The 25,186-nt window shown below is 66.4% G+C and carries 24 protein-coding genes; 13 read left to right on the forward strand and 11 right to left on the reverse strand.

Annotated features, from left to right (window positions below; translation table 11 throughout):
- Positions 1–27 precede the first annotated feature (27 nt).
- The 3 genes from ABD104_RS03970 to ABD104_RS03980 all read left to right on the forward strand — a co-directional run bounded on the left by ABD104_RS03970 (position 28) and on the right by ABD104_RS03980 (position 2,692).
- Complete coding sequence (locus ABD104_RS03970) at positions 28–486, forward strand: tripartite tricarboxylate transporter TctB family protein (RefSeq protein ID WP_279818661.1); 459 nt, start codon at positions 28–30, stop codon at positions 484–486.
- A gap of 10 nt (positions 487–496) precedes the next feature.
- Entirely contained in the window at positions 497–2,008 is a 1,512-nt protein-coding gene (locus tag ABD104_RS03975; RefSeq protein ID WP_087841446.1) for a tripartite tricarboxylate transporter permease, read from the forward strand.
- Between the two features lie 90 nt (positions 2,009–2,098).
- Positions 2,099–2,692 carry a DUF2889 domain-containing protein gene (locus tag ABD104_RS03980; protein ID WP_087841445.1) on the forward strand — a complete coding sequence of 198 codons (594 nt, stop codon included), beginning with the start codon at positions 2,099–2,101 and terminating at the stop codon, positions 2,690–2,692.
- Here the strand turns inward: ABD104_RS03980 and ABD104_RS03985 are convergent.
- The 3 genes from ABD104_RS03985 to ABD104_RS03995 all read right to left on the reverse strand — a co-directional run bounded on the left by ABD104_RS03985 (position 2,682) and on the right by ABD104_RS03995 (position 7,776).
- Positions 2,682–5,465, reverse strand: coding sequence for a M16 family metallopeptidase (locus ABD104_RS03985; RefSeq protein WP_087841444.1), 2,784 nt, complete (start codon positions 5,463–5,465; stop codon positions 2,682–2,684). The genes ABD104_RS03980 and ABD104_RS03985 overlap by 11 nt on opposite strands.
- 76 nt (positions 5,466–5,541) lie before the next feature.
- Positions 5,542–6,714: a vWA domain-containing protein gene (locus tag ABD104_RS03990; protein WP_087841443.1), complete on the reverse strand. Its 1,173-nt coding sequence runs from the start codon at positions 6,712–6,714 to the stop codon at positions 5,542–5,544.
- 186 nt (positions 6,715–6,900) lie between these two features.
- On the reverse strand, positions 6,901–7,776 hold the full coding sequence (locus tag ABD104_RS03995) for an AAA family ATPase (protein ID WP_087841442.1): 876 nt from the start codon (positions 7,774–7,776) through the stop codon (positions 6,901–6,903).
- A gap of 288 nt (positions 7,777–8,064) precedes the next feature.
- On the opposite strand from ABD104_RS03995, the gene ABD104_RS04000 reads away from it, so the two are divergent.
- Together ABD104_RS04000 and ABD104_RS04005 are read left to right on the forward strand one after the other, a co-directional pair.
- Positions 8,065–8,424 (forward strand): c-type cytochrome, encoded by a 360-nt coding sequence (locus ABD104_RS04000; RefSeq protein ID WP_087841441.1) that lies wholly within the window; start codon positions 8,065–8,067, stop codon positions 8,422–8,424.
- A 20-nt stretch (positions 8,425–8,444) separates the two neighbouring features.
- Positions 8,445–8,804, forward strand: coding sequence for a c-type cytochrome (locus ABD104_RS04005; RefSeq protein WP_371695904.1), 360 nt, complete (start codon positions 8,445–8,447; stop codon positions 8,802–8,804).
- A 188-nt stretch (positions 8,805–8,992) separates the two neighbouring features.
- On the opposite strand, the gene ABD104_RS04010 is transcribed toward ABD104_RS04005, so the two are convergent.
- From ABD104_RS04010 to ABD104_RS04025, 4 genes are all read right to left on the reverse strand, one after another.
- Complete coding sequence (locus ABD104_RS04010) at positions 8,993–9,973, reverse strand: Bug family tripartite tricarboxylate transporter substrate binding protein (RefSeq protein ID WP_087841439.1); 981 nt, start codon at positions 9,971–9,973, stop codon at positions 8,993–8,995.
- A gap of 27 nt (positions 9,974–10,000) precedes the next feature.
- Positions 10,001–11,557, reverse strand: a complete 1,557-nt coding sequence (locus ABD104_RS04015; protein WP_087841438.1) for a sulfatase family protein — start codon at positions 11,555–11,557, stop codon at positions 10,001–10,003.
- A gap of 111 nt (positions 11,558–11,668) precedes the next feature.
- The gene (locus ABD104_RS04020; protein ID WP_087841437.1) at positions 11,669–12,556 is read right to left on the reverse strand and encodes a LysR family transcriptional regulator; all 888 of its coding nucleotides are present in this window, start codon (positions 12,554–12,556) and stop codon (positions 11,669–11,671) included.
- A 46-nt stretch (positions 12,557–12,602) separates the two neighbouring features.
- Entirely contained in the window at positions 12,603–13,028 is a 426-nt protein-coding gene (locus ABD104_RS04025; protein WP_087841529.1) for a DUF1841 family protein, read from the reverse strand.
- 137 nt (positions 13,029–13,165) lie between these two features.
- On the opposite strand from ABD104_RS04025, the gene icd reads away from it, so the two are divergent.
- Positions 13,166–14,425, forward strand: coding sequence for an NADP-dependent isocitrate dehydrogenase (icd, locus tag ABD104_RS04030; protein WP_087841436.1), 1,260 nt, complete (start codon positions 13,166–13,168; stop codon positions 14,423–14,425).
- 49 nt (positions 14,426–14,474) lie between these two features.
- On the opposite strand, the gene ABD104_RS04035 is transcribed toward icd, so the two are convergent.
- The 4 genes from ABD104_RS04035 to ABD104_RS04050 form a co-directional block, all read right to left on the reverse strand.
- Entirely contained in the window at positions 14,475–15,611 is a 1,137-nt protein-coding gene (locus tag ABD104_RS04035; RefSeq protein ID WP_087841435.1) for a PepSY-associated TM helix domain-containing protein, read from the reverse strand.
- A 59-nt stretch (positions 15,612–15,670) separates the two neighbouring features.
- A complete protein-coding gene (locus ABD104_RS04040) occupies positions 15,671–15,880 on the reverse strand; it encodes a hypothetical protein (RefSeq protein WP_279818651.1) in 210 nt (69 codons plus the stop codon).
- 148 nt (positions 15,881–16,028) lie between these two features.
- Positions 16,029–17,003 carry a Bug family tripartite tricarboxylate transporter substrate binding protein gene (locus ABD104_RS04045; RefSeq protein ID WP_279818646.1) on the reverse strand — a complete coding sequence of 325 codons (975 nt, stop codon included), beginning with the start codon at positions 17,001–17,003 and terminating at the stop codon, positions 16,029–16,031.
- A gap of 100 nt (positions 17,004–17,103) precedes the next feature.
- Positions 17,104–18,078: a Bug family tripartite tricarboxylate transporter substrate binding protein gene (locus tag ABD104_RS04050; protein WP_279818643.1), complete on the reverse strand. Its 975-nt coding sequence runs from the start codon at positions 18,076–18,078 to the stop codon at positions 17,104–17,106.
- Positions 18,079–18,364: 286 nt separating this feature from the next.
- Here ABD104_RS04050 and ABD104_RS04055 point away from each other — a divergent pair, with 286 nt between their 5' ends.
- From ABD104_RS04055 to ABD104_RS04085, 7 genes are read left to right on the forward strand one after another with little or no spacing between them, the layout of a single operon-like run.
- Positions 18,365–19,561 (forward strand): FAD-dependent oxidoreductase, encoded by a 1,197-nt coding sequence (locus ABD104_RS04055; protein ID WP_279818640.1) that lies wholly within the window; start codon positions 18,365–18,367, stop codon positions 19,559–19,561.
- A gap of 16 nt (positions 19,562–19,577) precedes the next feature.
- Complete coding sequence (locus ABD104_RS04060; RefSeq protein ID WP_087841430.1) at positions 19,578–20,192, forward strand: isochorismatase family protein; 615 nt, start codon at positions 19,578–19,580, stop codon at positions 20,190–20,192.
- 10 nt (positions 20,193–20,202) lie between these two features.
- The gene (locus ABD104_RS04065) at positions 20,203–20,943 is read left to right on the forward strand and encodes a maleate cis-trans isomerase family protein (protein ID WP_087841429.1); all 741 of its coding nucleotides are present in this window, start codon (positions 20,203–20,205) and stop codon (positions 20,941–20,943) included.
- Positions 20,944–20,961: 18 nt separating this feature from the next.
- Positions 20,962–22,284, forward strand: a complete 1,323-nt coding sequence (gene hisD, locus ABD104_RS04070; protein WP_279818637.1) for a histidinol dehydrogenase — start codon at positions 20,962–20,964, stop codon at positions 22,282–22,284.
- On the forward strand, positions 22,281–23,684 hold the full coding sequence (leuC, locus tag ABD104_RS04075; protein WP_279818634.1) for a 3-isopropylmalate dehydratase large subunit: 1,404 nt from the start codon (positions 22,281–22,283) through the stop codon (positions 23,682–23,684). Before hisD ends, leuC begins: the two co-directional genes overlap by 4 nt.
- A complete protein-coding gene (gene leuD, locus ABD104_RS04080; RefSeq protein WP_087841426.1) occupies positions 23,681–24,286 on the forward strand; it encodes a 3-isopropylmalate dehydratase small subunit in 606 nt (201 codons plus the stop codon). The genes leuC and leuD overlap by 4 nt, the downstream gene beginning before the upstream one ends.
- Before the next feature lie 33 nt (positions 24,287–24,319).
- Complete coding sequence (locus tag ABD104_RS04085; RefSeq protein ID WP_279818632.1) at positions 24,320–25,183, forward strand: isocitrate lyase/PEP mutase family protein; 864 nt, start codon at positions 24,320–24,322, stop codon at positions 25,181–25,183.
- Positions 25,184–25,186: the final 3 nt, after the last annotated feature.

The raw sequence follows: 25,186 nt of genomic DNA on the forward strand, positions 1-25,186 counted from the left end.
GGCCGACAAGACCAAGAAGAGGGGACCATGTATCCGCGTAGTGAAAAAAGGCTGGCCACGGGCCTGCTGTATCTATTGCTCGGGGCCGGCACGTCGCTGCTCGCCTTGGGCTATCCCATGGGCACGCCCGCGCGCATCGGGCCCGGCTATTTCCCGTTCTGGCTGGGCCTGCTGCTCGCGGCGCTGGGCCTGTCCATCACCGTGCGGGCGTATGTGGCGGGAGCGCCGCGGGAAAAACTGGCGCGCTGGGACTTCCGGTCGCTGTCCTGGATGACCGGATCGGTGGTGCTGTTCGGCGTCATGCTCAAACCCCTCGGGCTGGTGCTCGCGATCGCCACGCTGGTCGTCGTGGCCAGCCGCGCCAGCCACGAATTCACGTGGCGCGGCGCGCTGGCCAACGCGGCCGTCATGGTGGCGCTGATCGTCGGCGCATTCGTCCACGGGTTGGGGCTGCCGTTCAACCTGTGGCCGGCCTTCCTGGACTGAGGAGCCTCGCATGGAATTGCTGGACCATCTGGCGCTGGGCTTCGCCACCGCGCTGTCGTGGCAGAACCTTGCCTATGCCTTCGCCGGCTGCCTGCTGGGCACCCTGATCGGCGTCCTGCCCGGGCTGGGGCCGGTGCCGACCATCGCGATGCTGCTGCCCATCACCTATGCGCTGCCGCCCACGTCGGCGCTCATCATGCTCGCCAGCATCTACTACGGCGCCCAGTACGGCGGGTCGACCACCGCCATCCTGGTGAAGCTGCCGGGCGAGTCCTCGTCGGCAGTCACGCTGATCGATGGACATGCCATGGCCACGCAGGGCAGGGCGGGCCCGGCGCTCGCCACGGCGGCCATCGCCTCCTTCTTCGCCGGCTGCGTCGGCGTGCTGCTGCTGGCGGCGTTCGCCGCGCCGCTGGCCGAGATGGCGTTCAAGTTCGGGCCGGCGGAGTATTTCTCGCTGATGCTGCTGGGGCTGGTCGGCGCCGTGGCGTTGTCTTCCGAGTCGCTGGACGTGTCGCTGGGCATGATCGCCATCGGCATCATCCTCGGCCTGGTCGGGACCGACGTGAACAGCGGCACGGTGCGGCTGGCCTTCGAGATTCCACAGTTGATGGAGGGCATCGAGTTCACCTGCCTGGCCATGGGCCTGTTCGGCGTGGCCGAGATCGTGGCGAACCTGGAAATGCAGAAGGCCTCCGGAACGACAGCCGTGGCGCCCATCGCCAGCCTGATGCCCACCCGGGACGACATCCGGAGGATGGCGCCCTCGATCGTCCGGGGTACCGCGCTCGGGTCGGCCCTCGGCATCCTGCCCGGAGCGGGCGTGACCATTTCCGCCTTCTCGGCCTACACGCTGGAGAAAAAACTGTCGTCCAGGTCGGCGGAAATGGGACATGGCGCCATCGAAGGCGTCGCCGCGCCCGAAGCCGCCAACAACGCCGCCGCGCAGACCAACTTCATCCCGCTGCTGACGCTGGGCGTTCCCGGCAGCGCCGTCATGGCCCTGATGCTGGGCGCGATGACCATCCACAACATCCAGCCGGGACCGCAGGTCATGACCAGCCATCCCGCGCTGTTCTGGGGCCTGATCGCGTCGATGTGGATAGGCAACCTGATCCTGGTGGTCCTGAACCTGCCGCTGATCGGACTGTGGGTGCGGCTGCTCAAGGTGCCGTACCGGCTGCTGTATCCAGCCATCCTGGTGTTCTGCTGCGTCGGGGTCTATTCGATCCAGAATTCGGTGGCGGACGTGTTCCTGGTCGCCTGCTTTGGCGTGGCCGGCTACCTGTTCGGCAAGCTGTCGATATCGCCGGTGCCGTTGCTGCTGGGCTTCGTGCTGGGGCCCATGATGGAGACGAGCTTCCGGCGCACGCTCATGGTGGCGCGCGGCGATTTCTCGGTATTCGTCACGCGGCCCATCTCGCTGGGGCTGCTGATCGCCACGGCGCTGTTGATCGTGCTGGCGCTTGCGCCGGCCATCCGGCGCAAGCGGGCCGTGGTGCTGGCCGAGGCGCAAGCCTAGCGTTGCTGGCATGGAGGCCGGGCCCGCCGATTCGATCGCGCGGGCCGGTGCCTCTACAATGGCTGGGCGCCAGCCAGGAAGCCTGCCATCATGCCTCTACCGGAACCCTCCGCCCGCCGCTCCGTCCATCACCGCGTCATCGACATGCAGACCTACGCCCGCGAAGACGGTCTGTACGACGTGGAAGCCCGGCTGGTCGACCGCAAGCCCTTTCCCTTCCAACTCATGAGTTCGGACGACCCGCTGCCCGCGGGAGAAGCGCTCCACGACCTGTGGATACGCCTGACGGTGGACGACGCGTATGTGATCCGGGACATCGTGGCGGCGTCGGATTCGACGCCCTGGCCGCTATGCAAGGAAGCCACGGACACGCTGCGCGTGCTGGTCGGCGAGCGCATCGCCCGGGGCTGGACGGCCATGGTCAAGGACCGGTTGCGAGGCGCGGCCAGCTGTACCCACTTGATGGAAATGCTGGTGCCGATGGCGACCACGGCCTTGCAAGGCATACGCGGGCTGCAGCGCGACATGCCCCTGCTGATGGGCGAGGAGCGGGCACGGGAGAAGATCGATTCCTGTTTTGCCTTCGGCCGCGACCGGGAAGTGGTGAAGATGCTGTGGCCGCAGCATGCGGCCGGGAGGCCCGACGGCGACGGGCCTCCCGACGGGGGGCGGACTACGGCTTGAAGGTCCCCGCCACCGCGGTGCTGAAGTCTTCGGGCTTGAAGTACTTGCGCAGCGCCGCGTTGACCTGCTCCGCGGTCAGGGCCTTGAGCTTGCGGTCGGATTCCGCCGCGAAGGCGAAGGTGCGGTCCAGGTCCAGGTAGTCCGACCAGGCACCCGCCAGCCGCCGATCCTGCGCGCGGGCCAGGTGGCGCAGGTTCATCAGCGAGTCGATGCCGTCCTTGACCTCTTGCGCGCTGAAGCCTTCGCGCAGGACGCGCTCGGATTCCTCCTTGATGGCCGTCTCCAGCCGCGCCCGGTTGCTGGGCGCGTAGATGGCGTACAGCGTCCACTGGCCCGAGGGTTCGTAGGACGAGGCCGACAGCTGGCTGCGCACGTTGTACGACAGGCCTTCGCGTTCGCGCACCCGCATCCACAGCCGCGAGGTCTCGGAACTGCCCAGCAGGTAGTTCGCCAGCATGGCCGCGGGATAGTCCGGATCGGTGTCCTGCAGCCTGATCGGCATGGTGGACAGGTAGAAGGCGTTGGCCTTGTCGGGCAGCGAGATGTCGAAGCGCTTGGCCGGCACCGCATGGTAGGGATCGTCCACGCGCGTGTAGGCCGGAGCCTTCTTCCATCCTTGCAGGCCCTTGGTCAGCGACTGCTCGACCGCCGCCGGGTCGAAGTCGCCCACGGCGGCCAGCCGCACGCGGCCCGCGCCGTAGAAGCGGTCATGGAACTGCACCAGCGCATCGCGGGTCAGCGCCTTGTAGGCGGCCTCTTGCTCGTCGAAGCTGGGGGTGTAGCGCAGGTCGTCGGCAGGCCATGGGTTGTCGTGCCGCGCCAAGGCCTGTTGCGCGACGGCCGTGGGCTCCTGGCGGGCGCTTTCCACCGAGGCCAGGCCGCGGCGGCGGTACTCGTCCAACTGGTCCTCGGGGAAGTTGGCGTTGCGCAGCACGTCCAGCACCAGTTCCAGCGTGGCGGGCAGGTTGTCGCGGGTGGTCGAGATGTCGACCGCCGCGCTGGTGCCGCCCCCGGCGAAGCCGACGTCCGCCCGCAGCGCGTCGAAACGGTCCTCGATCTGCTGCCGCGTCATCGTGGCCGTGCCGTTGTCGAGCAGGGCGCCCACGGCGCGCGAGATCTCGCGCTGGCCGCGCAGCGTCTCGGCGTCGCCGAACTGCACCACCAGGCGGGCATTGACCAGGTGGCCGCGCGTCGACTTGGGCAGCAGCGCCAGCTTGACCGGCCCGTTGGGCAGGTCCAGCGTCTTGCGCTGGGTGCGGGCGTCGATATTGGCCGGCGTGGCGTCGAAGGCCTCGGCCTGCACGAAGTCGGTGTCGCCCTTGTAGCCTTTCAGCTCGGCCTGCAGGTCCAGGGGCTGCGGCGCGGGAGCGCGCTGGGGACCGTCGGTCGGGATGTAGGTGCCCAGCGTGCGGTTCGATTGCAGCAGGTAGCTTTCCGCCACGCGCTGCACGTCGGCCAGCTTCAGGTCGCGGATACGGTCCCGGGTCACGAAGAACAGTCGCCAGTCGCCCTGGGCGATGCTCTCGGACAGCGACACGCCCACCTTCTGCGGATCGCTGTAGGCCATGTCCCAGTCCTTGAGCCAGCGGGTGCGCGCGCGCTCCAGCTCTTCGCTGGTGATCGGCTGCGCCTTGATGGACTCGATGGTCTCCAGCATCTTGTCGCGCGCGGCATCCAGGCTGGCGCCGGGCTGCAGCTGGGCGCCCATCATGATCATGCCCGGATCGTACATGCCGAAGGTGAAGCCGAAGGTGGAGGCGGCCAGCTTGGTTTCCACCAGCGACTTGTACAACCGGCCCGAGGGCGCGTCGCCCAGGATGCCGGCCAGCATTTCCATGGCCGCGGAATCGGCCGCGCCGCCCTGCGGCGTGTGGTACATGGCCGCGACCATGGGCGAGCCGCCGGCGCGGCGCAGCGTGACGCTACGCTCGCCGTCCTGGACCGGTTCCTCGGTGTACAGGCGCGGCAGGGTGCGCTTGGGCTTGGGTATCTTGCCGAAGGTGCGGGCGATGACGGCCAGCGTCTTGGCCTCGTCGAACTGGCCCGAGACGATCAGCACGGCGTTGTCCGGCTGGTAGTAGGTACGGTAGAAGGCCTGCAGGCGGCCGATGTCGACGTTCTCGACGTCCGAGCGCGCGCCTATCGTGGTCTTGCCGTAGTTGTGCCACTGATAGGCCGCGGCCATCATCTTGCTCATCAGCACACGGAACGGATTGTTCTCGCCGCTTTCCATCTCGTTGCGCACGACGGTCATTTCCGAGTCCAGGTCCTTGCGCGCGATCAGCGAGTTGACCATGGCGTCGGCCTGCCAGCCCAGGTACCAGTCCAGGTTGGCCTCGTTGGCGGCGAAGCTGGCGAAATAGTTCGTGCGGTCGGTCCAGGTGCTGCCGTTGGCCTGCAGGCCGCGGCGCGAAAACTCGGCCAGCGCGTTGCGCATCGTGGGCGTACCCTTGAACAGCATGTGTTCCAGCAGGTGCGCCATGCCGGTTTCGCCGTAGTTTTCCTGGCGGGAACCCACGAGATAGGTCATGTTGACCGTAGTGGTCGGCTTGGACTGGTCGGGTGCCAGCAGGATGCGCAACCCGTTGTTCAGCCGGTATTCGTTGATGCCTTCGACCGAGGTGACCTTCTGTACGCCGGCAGGGACGGCTGCCTGCGTCCGGGCCTGGGCGGCGTGGGTAGCCGGCGGCAGCAGGGCGGCCGCGGACAGGGCCACGCAGGCGAAGGCCCGGCCCAGGAGACCGGAGCGGTTGGCGGTGAGCGATGATGGCATAGGCGGACTCGAACCGTTCAGGAAGTGGATTGGAGTGCCGGGCCGCGACAACGTTCCCGCCGCGCGGCCCGGAATGCTACTTGGACAGCAGCCGCATGGCCTGTTCCAGGCCGCTCAGCGTGACGGGATACATGCGGCCCTGCATCAGTTTCCGGATGATGTCGGTGGATTGGCGGTAGGGCCACAGGCCCTCCGGCTCGGGATTGAGCCAGACGAAACGGGGATAGGCCGCGGCCATGCGCTGCAGCCAGACCGCGCCGGCCTCGGTGTTGTGGTATTCCACCGAACCGCCCGGCTGCAGGATCTCGTACGGGCTCATGGTGGCGTCGCCGACGAAGATCAGGCGCCAGTCCGGGTTGTACTTGCGCAGCACGTCCCAGGTGTGGGCGCGCTCGGCGTGGCGCCGGCGGTTGCTTTGCCAGACCCAGTCGTACAGGCAGTTGTGGAAATAATAGACTTCCAGGTGCTTGAACTCGCTGCGCGCGGCCGAGAACAGTTCCTCGATCCGCTGGATGTGGCTGTCCATCGTGCCGCCCACGTCCAGCATCATCAGCACCTTCACCGTATTGTGCCGCTCGGGCACCATGCGGATGTCCAGGTGCCCGGCATTGCGCGCCGTGCTGCGTATGGTGTCGTCCAGGTCCAGTTCCAGGTCGGCGCCTTCGCGGGCGAAGCGGCGCAGCCGCCGCAGGGCCACCTTGATGTTGCGCGTGCCCAGTTCCACCTGGTCGTCGTAGTCGCGGAAGCTGCGCATGTCCCAGGCCTTGACCGCGCTGTGGTTGCCGGCGCTGTCCTGGCCGATGCGGATGCCCTCGGGGTGGTAGCCGCCGCTGCCGAAGGGCGAAGTGCCGCCGGTACCTATCCACTTGCTGCCGCCCTCGTGGCGTTCCTTCTGCTCCTCCAGCCGCTGGCGGAACAGTTCCATCAGCTTGTCCCAGCCCAGCTTCTCGATCGCGGCCTTGTCCTCGGGCGACAGCTCGCGCATGAAGCGCTGCACCAGCCATTCGGCCGGGATCTCCTTGCCCGGCGGGAAGGCCGCCTCGATGCCCTTGTAGTAGCTGGCGAAGGCCCGGTCATAGCGGTCGAACTGGCTTTCGTCCTTGACCAGCGTCATCCGGGCCAGCAGATAGAACTCGTCCACCGACGGCGCGATCACCCGGCGCGACAGCGCTTCCAGCAGCGTCAGGTACTCGTTGATGGAGACCGGCAACTGGTGCTTGCGCAGATGGTAAAAAAAATCAATGAGCATGAGGCCCCCCCTACGCGCTTCGCGCGCCCCGAACGGTGAGCCCCCCGCCGCTGCGCGGCAGCCCCCCGAGGGAGCCTGGGCCCGCCTTGGGGCGGCCCGGCGCCGGGCCCAGGGGGCGGCGCTGGCGGACCGGCGAAGCCGGATCCGCGGCACCCTGAATGACGCGCGGGGTGGATCGATGCGATTTCATGCCCGTCTGCCGCTTCTAGCCATGAGGATCAGGCGTTCGAACAGGTGGACGTCTTGTTCGTTTTTCAGCAGCGCGCCATGCAGCGGAGGCACGGCGGCTTCGCGGTCGGTGCTTTTCAAGGCTTCAGGCGGGATGTCCTCGGCCAGCAGGACCTTGAGCCAGTCCAGCAGTTCGGACGTGGACGGTTTCTTCTTCAGGCCCGGGGTCTCGCGCAGCTGGAAGAAGCTGTCCAGCGCCGCCGACAACAGTTCCTTCTTCAGGCCGGGGTAGTGGACTTCGACGATGCGTTCCATGGTCTCCTTCTCGGGAAACCGGATGTAGTGGAAGAAGCAGCGCCGCAGGAAGGCGTCCGGCAGGTCCTTCTCGTTGTTGGAGGTGATGATGACCAGCGGCCGGTGCACGGCACGCACGGTTTCACGCGTTTCGTACACGTGGAATTCCATGCGGTCCAGCTCGCGCAGCAGGTCGTTGGGGAATTCGATGTCGGCCTTGTCGATCTCGTCGATCAGCAGCACCACCGGCTCGGGCGAGGCGAAGGCCTGCCACAGCACCCCGCGCACGATGTAGTTCGTGATGTCGCGCACCTTCTCGTCGCCCAACTGCGAATCGCGCAGGCGCGAGACCGCGTCGTATTCGTACAGCCCCTGGTGCGCCTTGGTGGTGGACTTGATGTGCCATTGCAGCAGCGGCCGCCCCAGCGCCCGGGCCACTTCCTCGGCCAGCATGGTCTTGCCAGTGCCGGGTTCGCCCTTGATCAGGAGCGGGCGCTCGAGCGTGAGCGCGGCATTGACGGCCAGCGTCAGGTCGTCGGTGGCGACGTAGGTGTCGGTGCCCTGGAAGCGGGCGGCGGACGGCGAGACGGACTGGGGCATGGTCGGGCTGGCGGTAGGGCCCCGCGGGGGCGAAGCACCCAGTATAAGAAAACTCCGGACGGGCAGGGTGAACCGGCGCCCGTCCCGCAAAAGGGGCGGCGGACGGAGGTTGTTCCTGATGTATCATTAGGGGTTAAATAAAGACGGAAACCGGACCTGAGTACAACAATACGGTTTCTCGATGGAATAAAACGGAGACGCTTCGTTGGCCTGTGGGGGCCGGGCGTTGCCGCTCAGTCGTTTCGCCGCCCGGTATCGGGATTTCCTTGATTCTGATAGAGCGTTCTAATGAAGTTGAGCATAACGAAGCGGGCGCTGCCCGCGTTGGCCGCCCTGGCCGCCTGTGCGGTCGTCGGCTCGGCCGTGGCCCAATCGGCCCCGCCGGCTACCATCACCGGCAACGCCGATGCCGCCCGTGACAAGAATTCCATGTGCATAGGCTGCCATGGCATCCCGGGCTACAAAGCCAGCTTTCCCGAGGTCTATCACGTTCCGATGATTGCTGGGCAGAACGCCAAGTACATCGAGGCGGCGCTGAAGGAGTACGCCAGCGGCGCGCGGACGCATCCTTCCATGGTTGGCATCGCCAAGAGCCTGTCCGAGCAGGACATCGCCGATCTGGCCGCCTATTACTCCAGCCTGAAGTGAGCCGTCCGACCATGAAGACCATCCAGCGCCTTTCCTTCCTCGTCGGCAGCGCCTTGCTCTCGCTGTCGGCCGCCCAGGCCGCCGGCGACATCGCCGCCGGCAAGGCGGTGTTCGATCGCATCAACTGTGCCTCCTGCCACGGTGCCGATGCCAAGACCTCCATCGATCCCAGCTATCCCCAACTGGCGGGCCAGCATCCCGACTACCTCGCGCATGCGCTGAAGGCGTATCGCCGGGGCCAGTCCAATGCCGCGCCGTCGGCCAACATCCGCAAGAACGCCATCATGGGTGCGTTCGCCGTCCAACTGTCCGACAAGGACATCGAGGATGTGGCGGCGTACCTGTCCAGCCTGCCTGGCAACCTGGCCGTACGTAAGTAGTAGGGTCCTCCTACGCGCTGACGCGCGCCCAGAATGGTGGGCCCCAGCCGCTATGCGGCAGCCCCAAGGGGCCGGGACCCGCCTTGGGGCGGCCCGGCGCCGGGTCCCGAGGGGCGATGCGGATGGACCGGCAAAGCCGGATCCACCGCATCCTCAGTCTTCCATTTCGCTCCTGTGTGGAGCCTTGCTTATTCGGGGAGCAGGCCGGTCTGCCGGGTGATGCGTTGCCAGGTGGCGTGTTCCTGTTGCAGGAACCGGCGGTTCTGGTCGGCGGTGGACAGGGCCGGATCGGTGTCCAGGCCCAGGGAGGCCAGGTGTCGGGCGATTTCCGGCTTGGCCAGCAGCGTGTCGAGTTCCCGGTTCAGGCGCGCCACGACGGAAGCGGGCGTGCCGGCGGGGGCCGCGAGCATGTGCCAACCGGCCAGTCCGAAGCCGGGAAAAGTTTCTCCCAGGGCCGGAACGTCCGGCATCGACGGCAGCCGCGATGCGGTGCTGACCGCCAGGGCCTTCAGCCGGCCTTGCCCGACATGATTCATCACCACGATGGCAGGCAGGACGACGAGGTCGGTCCGGCCGGCTATGGTGTCCTGCAGCGCTTCCGAGGACTTCGAATAAGGCACCGTGGTCCAGCGGGCTCCTGACATCGATTCCAATGTGTTGGCCAGTATGCCCGAGAAGGTCTTGGCGCCTTCGGTCGCGACGCGAGGGCCCGTGCCGTCCTTGCCGGGGGCCGACAAGGCCTCCTTCAGCGTGGATGCCTTCAGCCCCGCGGTGGCTGCGATCATGAACGGGCTGTAGCCGATGAACCGGATGGGGACGAAGTCCTTGACGGGATCGTAGGGCAGTCCCTTGATCGTATAAAGATTACTGACCAGGGCGCTGGTGGTGCCGTAGAACAGCGTGTAGCCATCAGGCGAGGCGCGGGTGACGGCCTGGGCGCCGATGATGTTTTGCCCGCCGGGCTTGTTTTCTATCACGATCGGCTGGGCCCAGCCGCGGGCAAGCTGGGTTGCGATGTATCGCGCCACGATGTCGGTGCTCGAGCCGGGCGCGTGCGAGACGACCAGCTTGACCGGCCGCGTCGGCCAGTCGTCGCCCAGGGCGGGTGATTGCCAGGCGAGCGGGGCAAGGCCTGCGCAAAGCAGCCAGGATGTTGCGAAGCGGGGCATGTTGTCTCCTTGTGAGTATCTTTTCCGTCACGCAACGGCCAGCGGCGACAGGGCGGTGTCCGGGTGCGCCATGGCCTGGCGCAGCAACTGCTGGATCAGGGCGTCGCGGATGCCGCGGTGGGCGGCGCTGTCCCAGAGGTTGGCGCACTCGAGCGGATCGTCCAGGCGGTCGTACAGTTCGCCCCATTCCACGCCGTCATACACGCTGAGCCGGTAGCGGGGATGGACCAGGGTTCGCATCCGGACGGGGGCGTCGAAGCCGAAATAGGTCCGTTGGCCTTCCTCTTCGATCAGTACCGCGTCGCGGGCCTGGAACGGCCGCGCCTGGATCGAGGGCAGGAAGGACATGCCTTGCATGCCGTTGCAGGCTTCGACGCCGGCAGCTTCCAGAATCGTGGGCGCGATGTCGATGGTCGAAAGCAGGCCGTTTTCCCGCACGCGCCGGGCGTCCGGCGCGGCCCATATGAGCGGTGTACGTATCAGGCTGCGGTAATGCAGGGAGCCCTTGAACAGCAACTGATGATCGCCGCCGTATTCTCCATGATCGGCCGTGAAGATCACGATCGTGTTGTCGGCCAGCCCGCATTCTTCCAGGGTTTGCAGTACACGGCCGATGTTTGCGTCGATGAAGCTGATGGCCCCGTAGTTGAGCGCGATTGCCTCTCGTACTTCTCGTTCCGTGGCGGCAAAGCAGGCCATGGAGGTCTTGTGGGCGCGCCCCGCGTCGCGCTGGCGGCGCAGCCACGCCAGGTGGGGCGGCGGGGTGTCCGAGCGGTAGGACGCGGGCAGCGCCATGTCCTCCGGACGGTACATGTCCCAGTATCGGCCCGGCGGCGTATAGGGATGGTGCGGGTCCGGAAACGAGGCATACAGGAAGAACGGCGCATCGTTCCGCGCATAGGCGCGCAGACGGTCGCAGGTCCGCTCGGCTACCCACGCGCTGGGGTGCAAGGCTTCGGGTACGCGCGTGCGCCAGGCCTGGCCGACCGCCGCCAGCTCGTAGTCGCTGGGCAGGGCATTGGACCGGCCGATCCATGTTTCCGCGTCGGCGCACTTGCCGCGCAGCCATTGCCGGTAGTGGCCGTTGATGTCGTCGCCATGTTCGATGCCGATCTCCGCATGGCCGAAGCCGTAGTAGGGCAGGCTCATGGGGTATTCGTGGCCGCGCCAGCTGGCGACGCTTTCCTGCAGGTAGTCCCCGGGGTAATGCCGGGCGCCGTCGCGGGCCCGGCGGGGTGTCCTGGGATCGGGAAGCGGCGCATGGTCCGTCATGGTCTGGAGATGCGACTTGCCTATCAGTGCCGTGGCGTAGCCCGCCTCGCGCAGCAGCTCCGGGAAGGTCACGGCTTCCAGCCCCAGCGGCAGGCCGTTGTGGCGGACGCCGTGGGCCGACGGCATGCGGCCGGTCATCAGGCTGGAGCGGTTGGGCATGCAGATCGGCGTGGCGACGTAGGTGTTCGAGCTGGTCCAGCCCCGCTCGGCGAGCCGGTCGATATTCGGGGTCCGCACCGTGGTGTTGCCGTAGCAGCCGAGGTGATCGGCGCACAGCTGGTCGACGATGAACATCAGGAAATTGGGCCGCATGCTTTGCTTCGTGGAAGGAAGGGTCTCGGAGCCGAGATCCTAGCGGCTGGGGCCGGCTGACCGGTAATAGGAAGTTTTGAGAGCGCCATCACCCCGCGTGATGGCGGGCAGTCAAACCTGGCTTGCCAGCGTGGCCTTCATGATGCGCTCGGCCGCGATGACGGCATGGGACTTGGGCAGGTCGGGGCAGGCGCGTACGACCACGCGGCGGGAAAAGGCGGGGTGGGCGATGCGTCGGACGACCAGCGACGTGCCTCGCGTCAGCGTGCCCGCCAGTCCTTCGGGCAGCAGGGTGGAGAATTGGCCAGTCTCGCACAAGAGGAGGAGCGAGGAAATGTCCTCCACGCCGCCCATGATGTTCAGCCGGAGCTTCTGCGCCTGGGCCAGGGCAAGCAGCGACTGGTGCAGGGGCTGTGCCATGGACAGCAGCAGGGGAAAGTCCTGGAGGCTCGGCAGTTCCACCGGCGGCGTTCCGCCGGCATGGCTGGCCGGCGTCACCAGGCAGATGTTTTCCTCGTATAGATGCGCGTCGGATTCCCCCCGCTCGTCACTGGCCAGCACCAGCATGGCCAGGTCCAGTTCGCCGCGGCGCAGCCGCTGCGCCAGGGCGTCGGAATAGCCCACCACCAACTGGGGCTGGATGCCGGGGGCCTCCTGGCGCAGGCGGGTGAACAGCGGGGCGCAGGCGACCGGCGCGGCGCTGTGCAGGATGCCTATGCGCACCGGGCCGCTGGCGGTGTCCAGGGTGGACTGGATGGCGGCCCTGGCCCGGTCGATCTGCCTGAGGATGGCCAGCGCATGGTGCAGCAGTTCCGTCCCCGACGTGGTCGGGACCACGCCCGTGGGGCCGCGGGTGAATAAAGGCGTGCCGAGTTCGGTTTCCAGGGCGGCCAGGGCCTGGCTCAAGGCCGGTTGGACCACGTGCAGGCGCCGCGCCGCCGCGGAAAGGCTGCCCTGCTGGGCAATGGCGACGAAGTATCGGAGCTGCTTGACGTCCATGTCGTGGCCGGCCTGCTGAAGGACCGCGTGGCGGGAATGCGGCGGCCTACGAGCCGGCGCGCTGGCGGATCAGCTCGATATAGGCATCGGTATCGAGCGGGGTGCCCAGGCGCTGGGCTTCCCATACGACGCGGCCCAGGCATTCCATGATTTCGTGCGCCGCTTCGTGGGCGCCCTTGCGCTGGGCCAGCCGCTGGTAGGCGTCGCGGATGCCGGGCGGGTGGTCGATCGAGAGCTGTTCGGCGATCGCCAGGTGCATGGACAGGTGCAGGAAGGGGTTGGTGCGGCCGGCCTCGACGCTGTAGTCGGCCTGGGCGGCCTCGGGGTTCTCGAGGTCGCCGTGGTATTCGGGGTGTTCCAGGATCCAGTCCAGCGCGGTGGCTTCCAGCGGCGTCAGGACTTCGCCGGCGCGATGCTTGCGCCAGGTCTCGGTGAAGAACTGGCGGACCTGGTCTCGGGTAGGATTGAACATCATCCGGGCATTGTACCCGCCGCGCCGGGCCCGCCCCGCCGCCGGCCGCGTGCGCCGCCCGGCCGAATACGGGATAATCCACGGGATGTGACAGGGCCGCGCCGCGGCTTGCTTCAACGATCGTTCGGAAACGCCGCATGTCTTCCTACAAGCATATCCAGGTGCCCGCCCAGGGCAGCCGCATCACCGTCAACGCGGATTTCTCCCTCAACGTGCCCGACCAGCCCATCGTCGCCTACATCGAGGGCGACGGCACCGGGCGCGACATCACGCCGGTGGCGCTGAAGGTGATCGATGCGGCCGTGGCCAGGGCCTATGGCGAGGCCCGCCGCATCCACTGGATGGAAATCTACGCCGGTCGCAAGGCGACCACGCTGTATGGCGAGGGGGGCTGGCTGCCCGACGAGACCGTGGCCGCATTGCGCGAGTTCGTCGTCGCGATCAAGGGCCCGCTGGGCACGCCGCCGGGCGGCGGTTTCCGTTCGCTGAACGTGATGATGCGGCAGGCGCTGGACCTGTACGTCTGCTTGCGGCCCATCCAGTACCTGCGCGGGGTGCCGTCGCCGCTGAAGCAGCCGGAGAAGACCAACATGGTCATCTTCCGCGAGAACTCCGAGGACATCTACGCCGGGATCGAGTACGCCGCGGGTTCGCCCGAGGCCGTGGAGCTGATCACCGTGCTGGAGGAGAAACTCGGGGCCAAGCACCTGCGCTTCCCGGCCACCTCCGGCATCGGCATCAAGCCGGTCTCGCGCGAGGGCACCGAGCGCCTGGTGCGCAAGGCCATCCAGTATGCCCTGGACCACGACCGCCGCTCGGTCACGCTGGTGCACAAGGGCAACATCATGAAGTACACCGAGGGCGCGTTCCGGGACTGGGGCTACGAGATCGCCCGCCGCGAATTCGCCGCCGAGACCATAGACGCGGGGCCGTTCTGCCGCATCCGCAACCCGCGCACCGGCCGGGACGTCCTGATCAAGGACTGCCTGATCGACACGTTCTCGCAGACCATGCTGCTGCGCCCGGTCGAGTTCGACGTGATCGCCACGCCCAACCTGAATGGCGACTATCTTTCATCGGCGCTGGCCGCGCAGGTCGGGGGCGCCGGCATCGCCCCGGGCGCGAACATGAGCGATTCGGTGGCCGTGTTCGAAGCCACCCACGGGACGTCCGCCAAGTACGCCGGCAAGGATTACGTCAATCCCAGTTCCGAGATCCTGTCGGGCCGCATGATGCTGCAGCACATGGGCTGGCACGAGGCGGCCGACCTGATCCTGCCGGCCATGGAGCGAACCATCCAGTCCAAGCGCGTGACCTACGATTTCGCGCGCCAGATGGAGGGCGCGACCCAGGTGTCGTGCTCGGGATTCGGGGAATCGGTCATCGCCAACATGTAGGCTGCGAGTCCGCGCCCCCCGCGCCGCGCCCCCAAGGGGGGCGGCGCGGTCACGCGGACGCCGTGGCCTGCTTGCGCCGCGCCGCCGTGGCGGGTTGCCGCTTCCTGAGCCAGAGGTACAGGCCGCTGCCAAGCACAATGATGGTCGCGATGTCCAGCAGCGCCCAGATGATCTGCATGGGCAGGCCGCCGTAGTCGCCGAAGTGCAAGGGCTGAGAGACCAGGAGCGCCGTCAGGTACCAGGGCAGCCTGGGCGCCGCGGTGACCTCGGCGGTCTTGGCGTCGACCAGCACCGGCTGCAGCAGCTTGGAGGTGAGCGGTTCGTTGCCGGCCAGGAAGAAGGTGTTGTGGTGGGGGCTGGAGAACGCCGTGCCGGGGAAGGCGATGAACGACAGGCGGGTGCCGGGGGCGGCCGCCTTGGCTGCTTCCATGGACCGCTGCAGCGAGGCCCGCTCGGGCGCCGGCGTGAGGGGCTGGCCCTGATAGGGCGCGAGCAGGGTGCTGAGCTGATCGTACTGCCAATACTTGATCATCAGGTCGGCCCAGGTATTGATCATGCCCGTGCCACCGACGACGAAGGCCCAGACCAGGGTCACGATGCCCAGCAGATTGTGCAGGTCCAGCCATTTCACGCGCTTGGTGCGATGGCGCCGGACCTCGCCGAAGTCCAGCTTCTTCGTGAAGGGACCGTACAGGACGGTGCCGCTGACGATGGCGATGAGCAGCAGCAGCCCCATGAAACCCAGGAACAGCTTGCCGGCCAGGCCCGCGAACAGGTCGACGTGCAGCTTGAGCATCACGTACATGAAGCCTTCGTCGAAGCGCGGCTCGGCCAGGATCTCGCCGGTGCGCGCATCCACCGCCACGGAACGGAAATCGTCGGTGGGGGCGGGCGTGGGGGTAAGCGTGACGAACCAGATGCGCTCGTCATCCTCGTCTTGCGAGGCGAACTGGATGACCCGTTCGGGGTAGCGCGCATGCGCGACTTCCAGGATGCGGTCCAGGCTGACCCGGGCACTGTCGTCCTGCATCGCGGGCGCTTCGACCTCGGTTCCCAGCAGGTGGCCGATTTCATGGTGGAAGATCAGCGGCAGGCCCGTCAGGCACAGCAGCAGCATGAACACCGTGCAGACCAGGCTGCTCCATTTGTGCAGCCAGGCCCAGGTCTTGAGCGAGCGGGCGGACATGCGTCAGTCCTTCGTGAAGGTGGTGGGGCCGCGGGTGCCGGCGGAGTGGGTCGAGACGTTCATGAGCGGTGGGGCGATCCATGGGCGCGGGCCCGGACGGGACGGCGGCGCAAGCCGAACCAGAGCATGACTGCGACCGGGGTGCCCAGGCCGACCCAGGACCAGGCGTCGCCCCAGGTATCGGACACGAGGGCGCTGAGCAGTCCGGTGATGGTGAGGATGCCAAGCGCGAGCGGCCAGGCCCAGATGCGAAGCGTCAGGGTCGACATCGGTCCTCCATGGGAACCGAGAAAAAGAAGAATAATAATGATTTTTATTTAAAAAATAAACCGTGCGCGTGGGGCGCAATGGCGGTCCGGGGGAGGGGGAGGCAGGGGCGGAGGGCGGCGCGCGACCGCTCTCCGGTCGGCGGGGCCGCTACTTGCTGCGCTTGTCCAGCAGCGGGTCGATCTTGTTCCGTTCCTCCGTGAGGAACTTGGCGAAGCTGGCCGCACCGGGCTCCATGGCGCTGGCGCCGGCATCGACGAAGATCTTGTCCACTTTGGGGTCGGCCAGCGCCTTGCCGGCGGCTTGTTCGAGGCGGGCGATGATCGCGGGTGGCGTTCCCCTGGGCGCGAACAGGCCGAACCAGCCGTTGAAGTCGAAGTCCGGCAGGTTCAGGGCTTCGGCCACGGTCGGCACGTCAGGCAGTAGCGGCGATCGGGTCTTTGACGTAACGGCCAGCGCGCGCAGGCGGCCTTCCTTAAGGAAGGGGGCGGCCACGGGCGTGTTGACGAATCCCATCTGCAGCGTGCCACCCAGCAGGTCGGTCATGGCTTGGGCGTTGCCGCGATAGGGCGTGTGGGTGAATCGGGCGCCGGTCCGGGCGGACAGCATTTCGCCCGCGATGTGGCTGGAGGTGCCTTCGCCGGGCGAGCCGTACACGAACCGGTCCGGCGATTTCCTGGCCTCGGCTACCAGTTCGGGCAGCGACTTGACCGGAACCGACGCGTTGACGGTGATGACGTTGGTCATCTTGGCGACTCCCGAGATCGGCACCAGGTCGGTCGCGGGGTTGAAGCCCAGGTTGGAGAAAAGATGGGGGTTGGCCACGATGGGCAAGCCGTTGATGAGGATGGTGTAGCCGTCCGGCTTGGCGCGTACGACGTATTCGGTGCCGATGTTCGTACCTGCTCCGGGCTTGTATTCGACGATGACGGGTTGTCCGAGCGTCGATGCCATGTGGTCGCCGATGGCGCGCGCAAAGACATCCGAGGATCCTCCCGCCGCGCCGCCGATGATCATCCTGATCGGCCGGGTGGGGTAGGCGTCCTCCGGTTGAGCCGCGTGGGCGCCACCCGAGATGGCAACCATGAGTGCGAAGCAGCTGGCCTTGAGTCGCGTGTTACGCATGGTACGTGCTCCCTGCGTTGTCGGTCGGTCCATCGTCGAGGTCCGGGCACGAGGCGTGCCACGGACCCCTGCTCGAGCATCCTGGCTTTCCCGGGACGGGCTATTTGTTGACGGAGGCGCCCGATTGCTTGACCAGCTCCGTCAGGCGCTCGGTGTCCACGCGCAGTGTGCGCGCGAAGTCGGCGCTCGATCCGCCAACCACTTCGGCGCCCGCGTTCATGATCGTCTCGCGCGAGGAGGGGTCGGCCAGGGCCTGGGCCGAGGCCTTGTGCAGCTTGGCGATGATGTCGCCGGGCGTGCCGGCCGGGGCCAGCAGGCCGAACCAGCCCGTGAGTTCATAGTCGATGTTCAGGGCCTCGGCCACCGTGGGCACGTCGGGCAACAGCGACGAACGGGTCGAGGATGTGACCGCCAGCGGTCTCAGCTTGCCGGATTTCACGAACGGCAATGCCACGGGCAGGTTGACGAAGCCGACCTCCAGCAGCCCCGCGAGGTGATCGTTCGTCGCCTGGGCGTTGCCCTGGTAGGCCACGTGCGTCAGCTTGGCGCCCGTCTTCATCTCGAGCAGTTGGCCGGACAGGCTGGCGGAGCTGCCGAAACCGGGCGAGCCGTAGTTGTACTTGCCGGGGTTCTTCTTCGCCAGCGCGATGAGTTCCTTCAGGTTGTGGACCGGCAACTGGGGATTGACCGTGATCACGTTGGACATGGCGGCGGCTTCGATGATCGGTGTCAGGTCTTTCAGCGGGTTATACGGCAGGTCGGGATATAGCACCTGGCTCGTCGCCATCGAGATGCCATTGAGCAGCAGCGTGTAGCCGTCCGGTGCCGCCTTGGCCACGTAGTCGCTGCCGAGGTTGGTGCCGGCACCGGCCTTGTATTCCACGATGAAAGGCTTGCCCATGGACTCTTGCAGCTTCATCGCAAGCAGCCGGGCAACGATGTCCGAAGTGCCGCCCGCGGCTGCGGGGACGATGATCCGTACCGGCTTGCTGGGGTAGGACTGTGCGTTGGCCGTTGCGGGAAGGATCGCGACGGCGGCCGCGATGTGCAGGGAGGCTAGAAGCGGTCGAAGCATGGTGGTTCCTCGGTTGTGTTCGGGAGGGGCGGCGACTGCCACGATGGCATCCTGAGGATGTCTTGTTTTGTACACAATCCAATCCTAATCCTTATTTGCTCGATTGGTTCGATGTTTTGGTGAAAACCCCGAGAAAATTTTCGAATTCACCATTTTGGCGTTTGTTTTCGCCAGTTTGCGCTTGATTGGTGCATGGGCGGGAAAGTTTGAAAAGGAACTAAGCGCTGGACTGGCGGTTTTCTTTGGCTCATAATTTTTCTCAGATTGTGTACAAAGCGAGAAAGAGATGCCCAAAGCAAGAGTTCTGGTGGCCGGGGCCGGCCCGGTGGGCCTGGTCAGTGCCATGGTGCTGGCCGATGCCGGGATCGAAGTCGAGTTGTTCGAGCGCAATGCCAGCGTGATGGAGGACCTGCGTGCCTCGACCTTTCATCCGCCCACGCTCGATATGCTCGATCGCTACGGTATTGCCGACCCCCTGGTCGAGGCCGGCCTGAAGGCGCGCTATACCCAGCAGCGGGACCGTCGCAAGGGACTGATCGCCGAGTTCGATCTGGCTCGGCTGGCCGGCAGCACCAAGTATCCCTTCCGGTTGCAATGCGAGCAGTGGAAGCTCAACGACGAGCTGGTCAAGAAACTGGCCAGTTATCCGAATGCCAGAGTGCGGTTCGGCTGCGCGGTCGAGTCGGTGCAGCAGGACGAAGGCGGCGTCACGGTGCAATTGCGCACGGCCGACGGCATCGAGACCGCCCGCGGCGACTTTCTCATCGGCGCGGATGGCGCCTGGAGCGCGGTGCGCAACAGCGTCGGCATCGAATTCGAGGGCTACACCTATCCCGAGCGTTTCCTGGTGGTGTCGACGCAGTTCCCGTTCGAGCAGCACTTCGAGAACCTGTCGCTGGTGAACTACATCTCGGATCCGGAGGAATGGTGCGTGCTGCTCAAGGTGCCGTCGCTGTGGCGCGTGCTGTTTCCCACGCCCGAGCACGAGTCCGACGAGCGGGTCCTCTCGGATGCCGTCATCGAGCGACGCCTGCAAGGCCTGCTGCCCCAGCCGCGGCCCTACCAGATCGTTCATCGCACGCTGTACAAGGTGCACCAGCGCGTGGCCGCGCAGTTTCGCAAGGGCCGGGTACTGCTGGCGGGAGACTCCGCGCACATCAACAACCCGCTGGGCGGCATGGGCATGAATGGCGGCGTGCATGACGCCTTCAACCTGACCGGCAAGCTGATCGAGGTCCTGGCCGGACGCGCGCCCATCGAACTGCTCGACCTGTATGAACGCCAGCGCCGCACCGTCGCCATCGAATACATCAACGCCAACACCGCGCGCAACAAGAAGATGATCGAAGAACGCGACGAGGCCGTGCGCTCCCGCATCCACGATGAGCTGCGCGCCACCGCGACCGACCCGGTCGCGTCGCTGGACTATATCCGCAAGACCTCGATGTTCGACGCGCTGGAGCGCGCGGCGGAAATTGCGTGACCTGAAGGGGAAGGACATGGATGAACTGGATGTCTACCAGCGCCAGGGCCTGGGACATGCAAGCGGCGTGGGACGCCAGTGCGGGCTGGTGCTGGTCGATTTCATCAATGGTTTCGTCGATCCGGCGCTGTTGGGAGGCGCGCATGTGAGCGAGGCGGCGCAACGCACGCAAGGCCTGCTGCATGCCTTCCGTCAGCGCAACTGGCCAATCGCGCATGCGCGCATGGTGTATGCCGAGGATGGCAGCGATCACAACGTTTTCTGCCGCAAGACACCGAGCCTGACCCGATTCACCGAAACAGCCGAGTGTTCGCAGATCGTCCCGGGGCTCGCGCCAACCGCCGGCGAGTACATCGTGCGCAAGCAGGGCGCCTCGGCTTTCTTCGCGACAGGCCTGGCCGACTGGCTGCGCGGCAAGGGCGTGGACACCGCGGTGGTGGTGGGTTGCACCACCAGCGGCTGCGTACGCGCAACTGCGCTTGACGCCATGCAGCACAACTTCCTGACCGTGGTGGTGGCCGATTGCGTGGGCGACCGCGCGATGGGCCCGCACCAAGCCAGCCTGTTCGACATGGGGCAGAAGTATGCGGACGTGATGGATCGCGACGAACTGATTTCACTTTTTTCTTGAGGAGCAAGCCATGGATCACCTGGGTTATCGGATGAAGTTCGGCGTGATTGGACCGTCGACCAATACCATCGTGCAACCGGATTTCGACGACATGCGCCCGGTAGGCGTCACCAACCACTACAGCCGCATCGAGATTCCCGACTTCAAGGTCGATAGTGACGAGAGCTTCGTGCACATGATGGAGTCGATTTCGGGCAACACCATGCAGGCGGCCAGTGTGCTCAAGACCTGCGAGATGCAATACCTGATCATGGGCATGTCGGCGGTAATGTTCTGGGGGGGCAAGAAAGGGGCTCAGGCGTATCTGGAAAAGATGCGCGAGCACGTGGGCGTGGATGTGAGCTGCGGTTCGTTCGCGCTGGAGGCAGCGTTGAATGCCTACGGCGCGCGCAGGATTGCCTTTCTTTCTCCCTACTACCCCGTGGCGAATGCGGAAGCGCGGCAGTTTTTCGAGGACTGCGGCTTCACGGTCGTGCGCGACATCTGCCTGCGCCGCCCGAGCCCGGTCCAGATCGCGCATACCACCGACCAGATGTGCCGCGACGCGATAAACGAGCTCAATGGCGATGACGTCGACGCCATCGTGCAACTCGGTACCAATCTCTCCATGGTCCGGCTGGCCGCCGCCGCCGAACTCTTCCTGGACAAGCCCGTCATCGCGATCAACACGGCCACGTACTGGCACGCGCTGCGCCAGTGCGGCATCCAGGACAAGGTCCAGGGGCTGGGGCGCCTGTTGTCGCACTACTGAACACGATCAGGAGACGCCATGATTCGCTATCTCAAGCGCGGCCGTGATGTCCAGGCCCGTGCCAACGACGACGTCGCCGTCCGCAACACCGTCGAGGGCATCATCCGCGACATCGAGGCTCGCGGCGACGAGGCCGTCCGCGAGTACAGCAGGAAATTCGACAACTGGGATCCGCAGGACTTCCGCCTGTCGCGGCCGGCCATCGAGCGGGCGATGAAGAGCCTCTCGTCCGGCGAACTGGACGACATTCGCTTCGCCCAGGCGCAGGTGCGCAACTTCGCCCGGATCCAGCGCGAATCCATGCTGGACGTGGAGGTCGAGACTCGTCCCGGCGTTTTCCTGGGGCACCGCCATATTCCCCTCAACGCGGTCGGCTGCTACATCCCCGGGGGCAAGTATCCGCTGCTGGCGTCGGCGCACATGAGCGTGCTGACCGCGAAGGTGGCGGGCGTGAAGCGGGTGGTGGCTACCGCGCCTCCTTTCCACGGGGAACCCCACCCGGCCATCGTCGCCGCGATGCACATGGCGGGCGCGGACGAGATCCTGGTCCTGGGCGGCGTGCAGGCCGTGGTGGCGATGGCGGTCGGCACGTCTTCGATCGCACCGGTGGACATGCTGGTCGGTCCGGGCAACATGTTCGTGGCGGAAGCCAAGCGCCAGCTGTTCGGCCGCGTGGGAATCGACCTGTTTGCCGGCCCTACCGAAACGCTGGTCATCGCGGACGAGTCGGTGGATGGCGAAATCTGCGCGGTCGACCTGCTTGGACAGGCGGAACATGGGCCGACTTCGCCGGCCGTGCTGCTGACCGACAGCGAAGCGCTGGCGCACGCCACCATGGCCGAAGTGGAACGGCAGCTCAAGATCCTGCCCACCGCCGAGATCGCGGCTCGTTCGTGGGCGGAGTTCGGCGAGGTCATCGTCTGCGATACGCGGGAAGAAATGCTGCAGAAGGCGGATGAGCTGGCCTCGGAGCACGTGCAGGTGATGACCCGCGATCCGGACTGGTTCCTGCAAAACATGACCAACTACGGCGCGCTGTTCCTGGGGCCGCGCACGAACGTCGCCTTCGGCGACAAGGTGATCGGCACCAACCACACGTTGCCCACCAACAAGGCGGCGCGCTACACCGGCGGCTTGTGGGTCGGCAAGTTCCTGAAGACCTGCACCTTCCAGCACGTGACGACCGACGCGGCCAGTGCCGAGATCGGCGAATACTGCTCGCGCCTGTGCCATATGGAGAATTTCGCGGGGCATGGCGAGCAGGCCAACATCCGCGTGCGTCGCTACGGCAACCGGCCGGAACTGCCGTGGTACGAGCCAGTGGCGGCCTCGCAGCCATGACCACGCTATTCGACAAGATCTGGGCGGAACACTCGGTCGCCCGCAATGATTCCGGCGAAGACCTGATCTATATCGACCGGCATCTGGTGCAGGAGGTATCCAGCCCGCAAGCCTTCGCCAGCATGGCCGAGGCCGGCCGCTCGCTGCGTTCGCCGCGGCGGCACATCGCGGTGCAGGACCACAATGTACCCACCACGGCCGACCGGCTGTCGAACATTCCCAATGCGGAAAGCCGGGAGCAGATCGCCACGCTGCGGCGCAATACCCGGCGCACGGGCATGCGCCTGTTCGACCTCGACCATCCGCTGCAAGGCATCGTGCACGTCATCGCGCCGGAGCTGGGCTACGTGCTGCCGGGCAGCACCGTGGTCTGCGGCGATTCGCACAGTGCCACGCTGGGCGCGCTGGGGGCGCTGGCCTGGGGCATAGGCACCTCGGAAGTGGGCCATGTGATGAGCACCCAGAGCCTCTGGATGCGCAAGCCGAAGACGATGGGTGTCCGGATCTCGGGGCAGTTGTCCGCGGGAGTCTATGCCAAGGATCTCGCGCTGGCCCTGATCCACCACATCGGCACCAGCGGCGGGACCGGCCATGGCATCGAATACCTGGGCCCGCTGGTGCAGGCGCTCTCGATGGAGGCGCGGCTCACGCTGTGCAACATGACCATCGAGGCCGGCTCGCGCTTCGGCCTGATTGCGCCCGACGCCATCACGCTGGCCTACCTGCGCGAACGGGTCCAGGGGGCGGCGCGCGAACATTTCGAACAGGCGGCACAGGCCTGGGCCGCGCTGCGCACCGACGAGACGGCCGACTATGACCGTTACGTCGAGTTCGACGCCGACGGGATCATGCCGCTCGTGACCTGGGGCACGACGCCGGCCGACAGCGCCCCGTTCTCGGGCCGCGTGGGCGACGGGATCGTGCCCAGGGACGACGCCGACCGCGACCGCCTGCGGGAGAGCCTGGCCTATATGGGTCTCGAACACGGCCAGCCGCTCGCTTCGGTGCCCATCGACGTGGCTTTCATCGGCTCGTGCACCAACGGCCGCCTGGAAGACCTGCGCGCCGCCGCGCAAGTGGTGCGCGGCCGTCGTGTCGCCGCGGGCGTGCGCGCGCTGGTGGTGCCGGGCTCGACCAGCGTCAAGCGCGCGGCCGAGACCGAAGGCCTGGCGCAGGTTTTCGTCGACGCCGGCTTCGAGTGGCGAGAGTCCGGCTGTTCCATGTGCATAGGCATGAACGGCGACAGCCTGATGCCGGGCCAGCGCTGCGCATCCACCTCCAACCGCAATTTCGAGAACCGGCAGGGGCAGGGGGGGCGGACCCACCTGATGAGTCCCGCCGCGGTGGCGGCATCCGCCCTTCGGGGCCGCCTGGCCGATCCCCGGGAGTACCTGGCATGAAAGCAGTCATTGCGGAAGTCCACGGCCGCGCCGTCCTGCTGCCGCGCGACGATATCGATACCGACGCCCTGTTTCCCGGCCGCTTCCTGCGCGCGGTGCACCGCACGGGCCTGGGGGCGCACCTTTTCGCCGACTGGCGGGCCGAAGGCCGGCCCGAGGTGGCCTTCATGGAACAGGCCGAGCCGCCCAGCGTGCTGGTGGCGCTTTCCAACTTCGGCTGCGGATCGTCGCGCGAACATGCGGTGTGGGCGTTGGCGGACTATGGCGTGCGGGCGGTCGTGGCCCTTTCCTTCGGCGATATCTTCCGCAACAACTGCGTGAAGAACGGCCTGGTGCCTGCCACGGTGACGCCGGCCGACCACGAACGCCTGGTACGGGCATGGGCGGGGCCGGCCCAGCCCATGCTGCGCCTGCGGGTGGCGCAGCGGACTCTCACGCTCCCGGATGGCGGCGCCATCCCGATCACACTGGCCGACGGCCATGCGGAACAACTGCTTTCGGCCGAGGACGAGATAGACCGCACATTGCGTCACGACGCGGCGCTGCGCGCCTATGAAGGGCGTATCCAGCGCGACCGGCCCTGGCTGGCGTCCATGGACTGAATGGTTCCCTTTTCTTCGCTTAGTGGAGGCCGCATGGCCAATCCGATTCTCAGACAAAAACTCTCCAGCGGCGAATTCATCGTCATCCCGGGCGTGCAGGACATGATCGCCACCATCATGACCACCAAGGTCGGTTTCGACATCGTCTACGGTTCGGGCTATTGGCTCACGGCCTCCAACCTGGGGTTGCCGGACGCCGGCATCGCCACCTATACCCAGATGGTGGATCGCATGCGCACCATCACGCGCACGACCTCGGCGGCACTGATCGCCGACGCGGATACGGGCTATGGCGGCTTGCTCAATGTGCACCACACCGTACGCGGCTACGAGGAAGCCGGCGTCACCGCCATCCAGCTGGAAGACCAGGAGTTTCCCAAGAAGTGCGGCCATACGCCCAACAAGCGTTGCGTACCGATCGAGGACATGGTCGACAAGATCAAGGTTGCCTGCGATGCCCGGCAAGACAAGGAAAACTTCCTCATCATCGCCCGCACCGATGCGCGCGCCAGCCTGGGCGTGGATGACGCCATGCGCCGCATGGAAGCCTATGCGAAAGCCGGCGCCGATATCCTGTTCTTCGAGGCCCCCCAGAGCGAAGAGGAAATGCGCCGCGTTTGCGAGGCCTTCGACCTGCCCATGATCGCCAACATGGCCGACGGCGGCAAGACCCCGATCCTGCCGGCTCATGTGCTCAAGGAAATTGGTTTCTCGCTCGCGATCTTTCCGGCCATGACCAGCCTGGTCGCGGCCGCGGCGATGGAAAAGGCGCTGCGCCACCTCAAGGAGACGGGCACCAGTCTGTCGCCCGACATTCCCATGGCCGATTTCAGGGAGTTCTGCGAACTGATCGGCTTCGGGGAGGTGTGGGATTTCGAGAAGCGCTGGGCGCGTTGACGT

Origin of the sequence: Pigmentiphaga daeguensis, assembly GCF_039523035.1 — a bacterium.
In the GTDB taxonomy this organism is placed as follows: Bacteria; Pseudomonadota; Gammaproteobacteria; order Burkholderiales; family Burkholderiaceae_B; genus Pigmentiphaga; species Pigmentiphaga daeguensis.

Bases quoted from the DNA above. Each gene is read 5' to 3' on its own strand.
- ABD104_RS03970 (WP_279818661.1), top strand. From the start codon at position 28: ATGTATCCGCGTAGTGAAAAAAGGCTGGCCACGGGCCTGCTGTATCTA.
- ABD104_RS04010 (WP_087841439.1), bottom strand. From the start codon at position 9,973: ATGCCCCGCTTCGCAACATCCTGGCTGCTTTGCGCAGGCCTTGCCCCG.
- ABD104_RS03980 (WP_087841445.1), top strand. From the start codon at position 2,099: ATGCCTCTACCGGAACCCTCCGCCCGCCGCTCCGTCCATCACCGCGTC.
- ABD104_RS04085 (WP_279818632.1), top strand. From the start codon at position 24,320: ATGGCCAATCCGATTCTCAGACAAAAACTCTCCAGCGGCGAATTCATC.
- ABD104_RS04025 (WP_087841529.1), bottom strand. From the start codon at position 13,028: ATGTTCAATCCTACCCGAGACCAGGTCCGCCAGTTCTTCACCGAGACC.
- leuD (WP_087841426.1), top strand. From the start codon at position 23,681: ATGAAAGCAGTCATTGCGGAAGTCCACGGCCGCGCCGTCCTGCTGCCG.
- ABD104_RS03975 (WP_087841446.1), top strand. From the start codon at position 497: ATGGAATTGCTGGACCATCTGGCGCTGGGCTTCGCCACCGCGCTGTCG.
- ABD104_RS04065 (WP_087841429.1), top strand. From the start codon at position 20,203: ATGGATCACCTGGGTTATCGGATGAAGTTCGGCGTGATTGGACCGTCG.
- leuC (WP_279818634.1), top strand. From the start codon at position 22,281: ATGACCACGCTATTCGACAAGATCTGGGCGGAACACTCGGTCGCCCGC.
- ABD104_RS03995 (WP_087841442.1), bottom strand. From the start codon at position 7,776: ATGCCCCAGTCCGTCTCGCCGTCCGCCGCCCGCTTCCAGGGCACCGAC.
- icd (WP_087841436.1), top strand. From the start codon at position 13,166: ATGTCTTCCTACAAGCATATCCAGGTGCCCGCCCAGGGCAGCCGCATC.
- ABD104_RS03985 (WP_087841444.1), bottom strand. From the start codon at position 5,465: ATGCCATCATCGCTCACCGCCAACCGCTCCGGTCTCCTGGGCCGGGCC.
- ABD104_RS04055 (WP_279818640.1), top strand. From the start codon at position 18,365: ATGCCCAAAGCAAGAGTTCTGGTGGCCGGGGCCGGCCCGGTGGGCCTG.
- ABD104_RS04035 (WP_087841435.1), bottom strand. From the start codon at position 15,611: ATGTCCGCCCGCTCGCTCAAGACCTGGGCCTGGCTGCACAAATGGAGC.
- ABD104_RS04020 (WP_087841437.1), bottom strand. From the start codon at position 12,556: ATGGACGTCAAGCAGCTCCGATACTTCGTCGCCATTGCCCAGCAGGGC.
- ABD104_RS03990 (WP_087841443.1), bottom strand. From the start codon at position 6,714: ATGCTCATTGATTTTTTTTACCATCTGCGCAAGCACCAGTTGCCGGTC.
- ABD104_RS04015 (WP_087841438.1), bottom strand. From the start codon at position 11,557: ATGCGGCCCAATTTCCTGATGTTCATCGTCGACCAGCTGTGCGCCGAT.
- ABD104_RS04045 (WP_279818646.1), bottom strand. From the start codon at position 17,003: ATGCGTAACACGCGACTCAAGGCCAGCTGCTTCGCACTCATGGTTGCC.
- ABD104_RS04000 (WP_087841441.1), top strand. From the start codon at position 8,065: ATGAAGTTGAGCATAACGAAGCGGGCGCTGCCCGCGTTGGCCGCCCTG.
- ABD104_RS04050 (WP_279818643.1), bottom strand. From the start codon at position 18,078: ATGCTTCGACCGCTTCTAGCCTCCCTGCACATCGCGGCCGCCGTCGCG.
- ABD104_RS04060 (WP_087841430.1), top strand. From the start codon at position 19,578: ATGGATGAACTGGATGTCTACCAGCGCCAGGGCCTGGGACATGCAAGC.
- ABD104_RS04040 (WP_279818651.1), bottom strand. From the start codon at position 15,880: ATGTCGACCCTGACGCTTCGCATCTGGGCCTGGCCGCTCGCGCTTGGC.
- hisD (WP_279818637.1), top strand. From the start codon at position 20,962: ATGATTCGCTATCTCAAGCGCGGCCGTGATGTCCAGGCCCGTGCCAAC.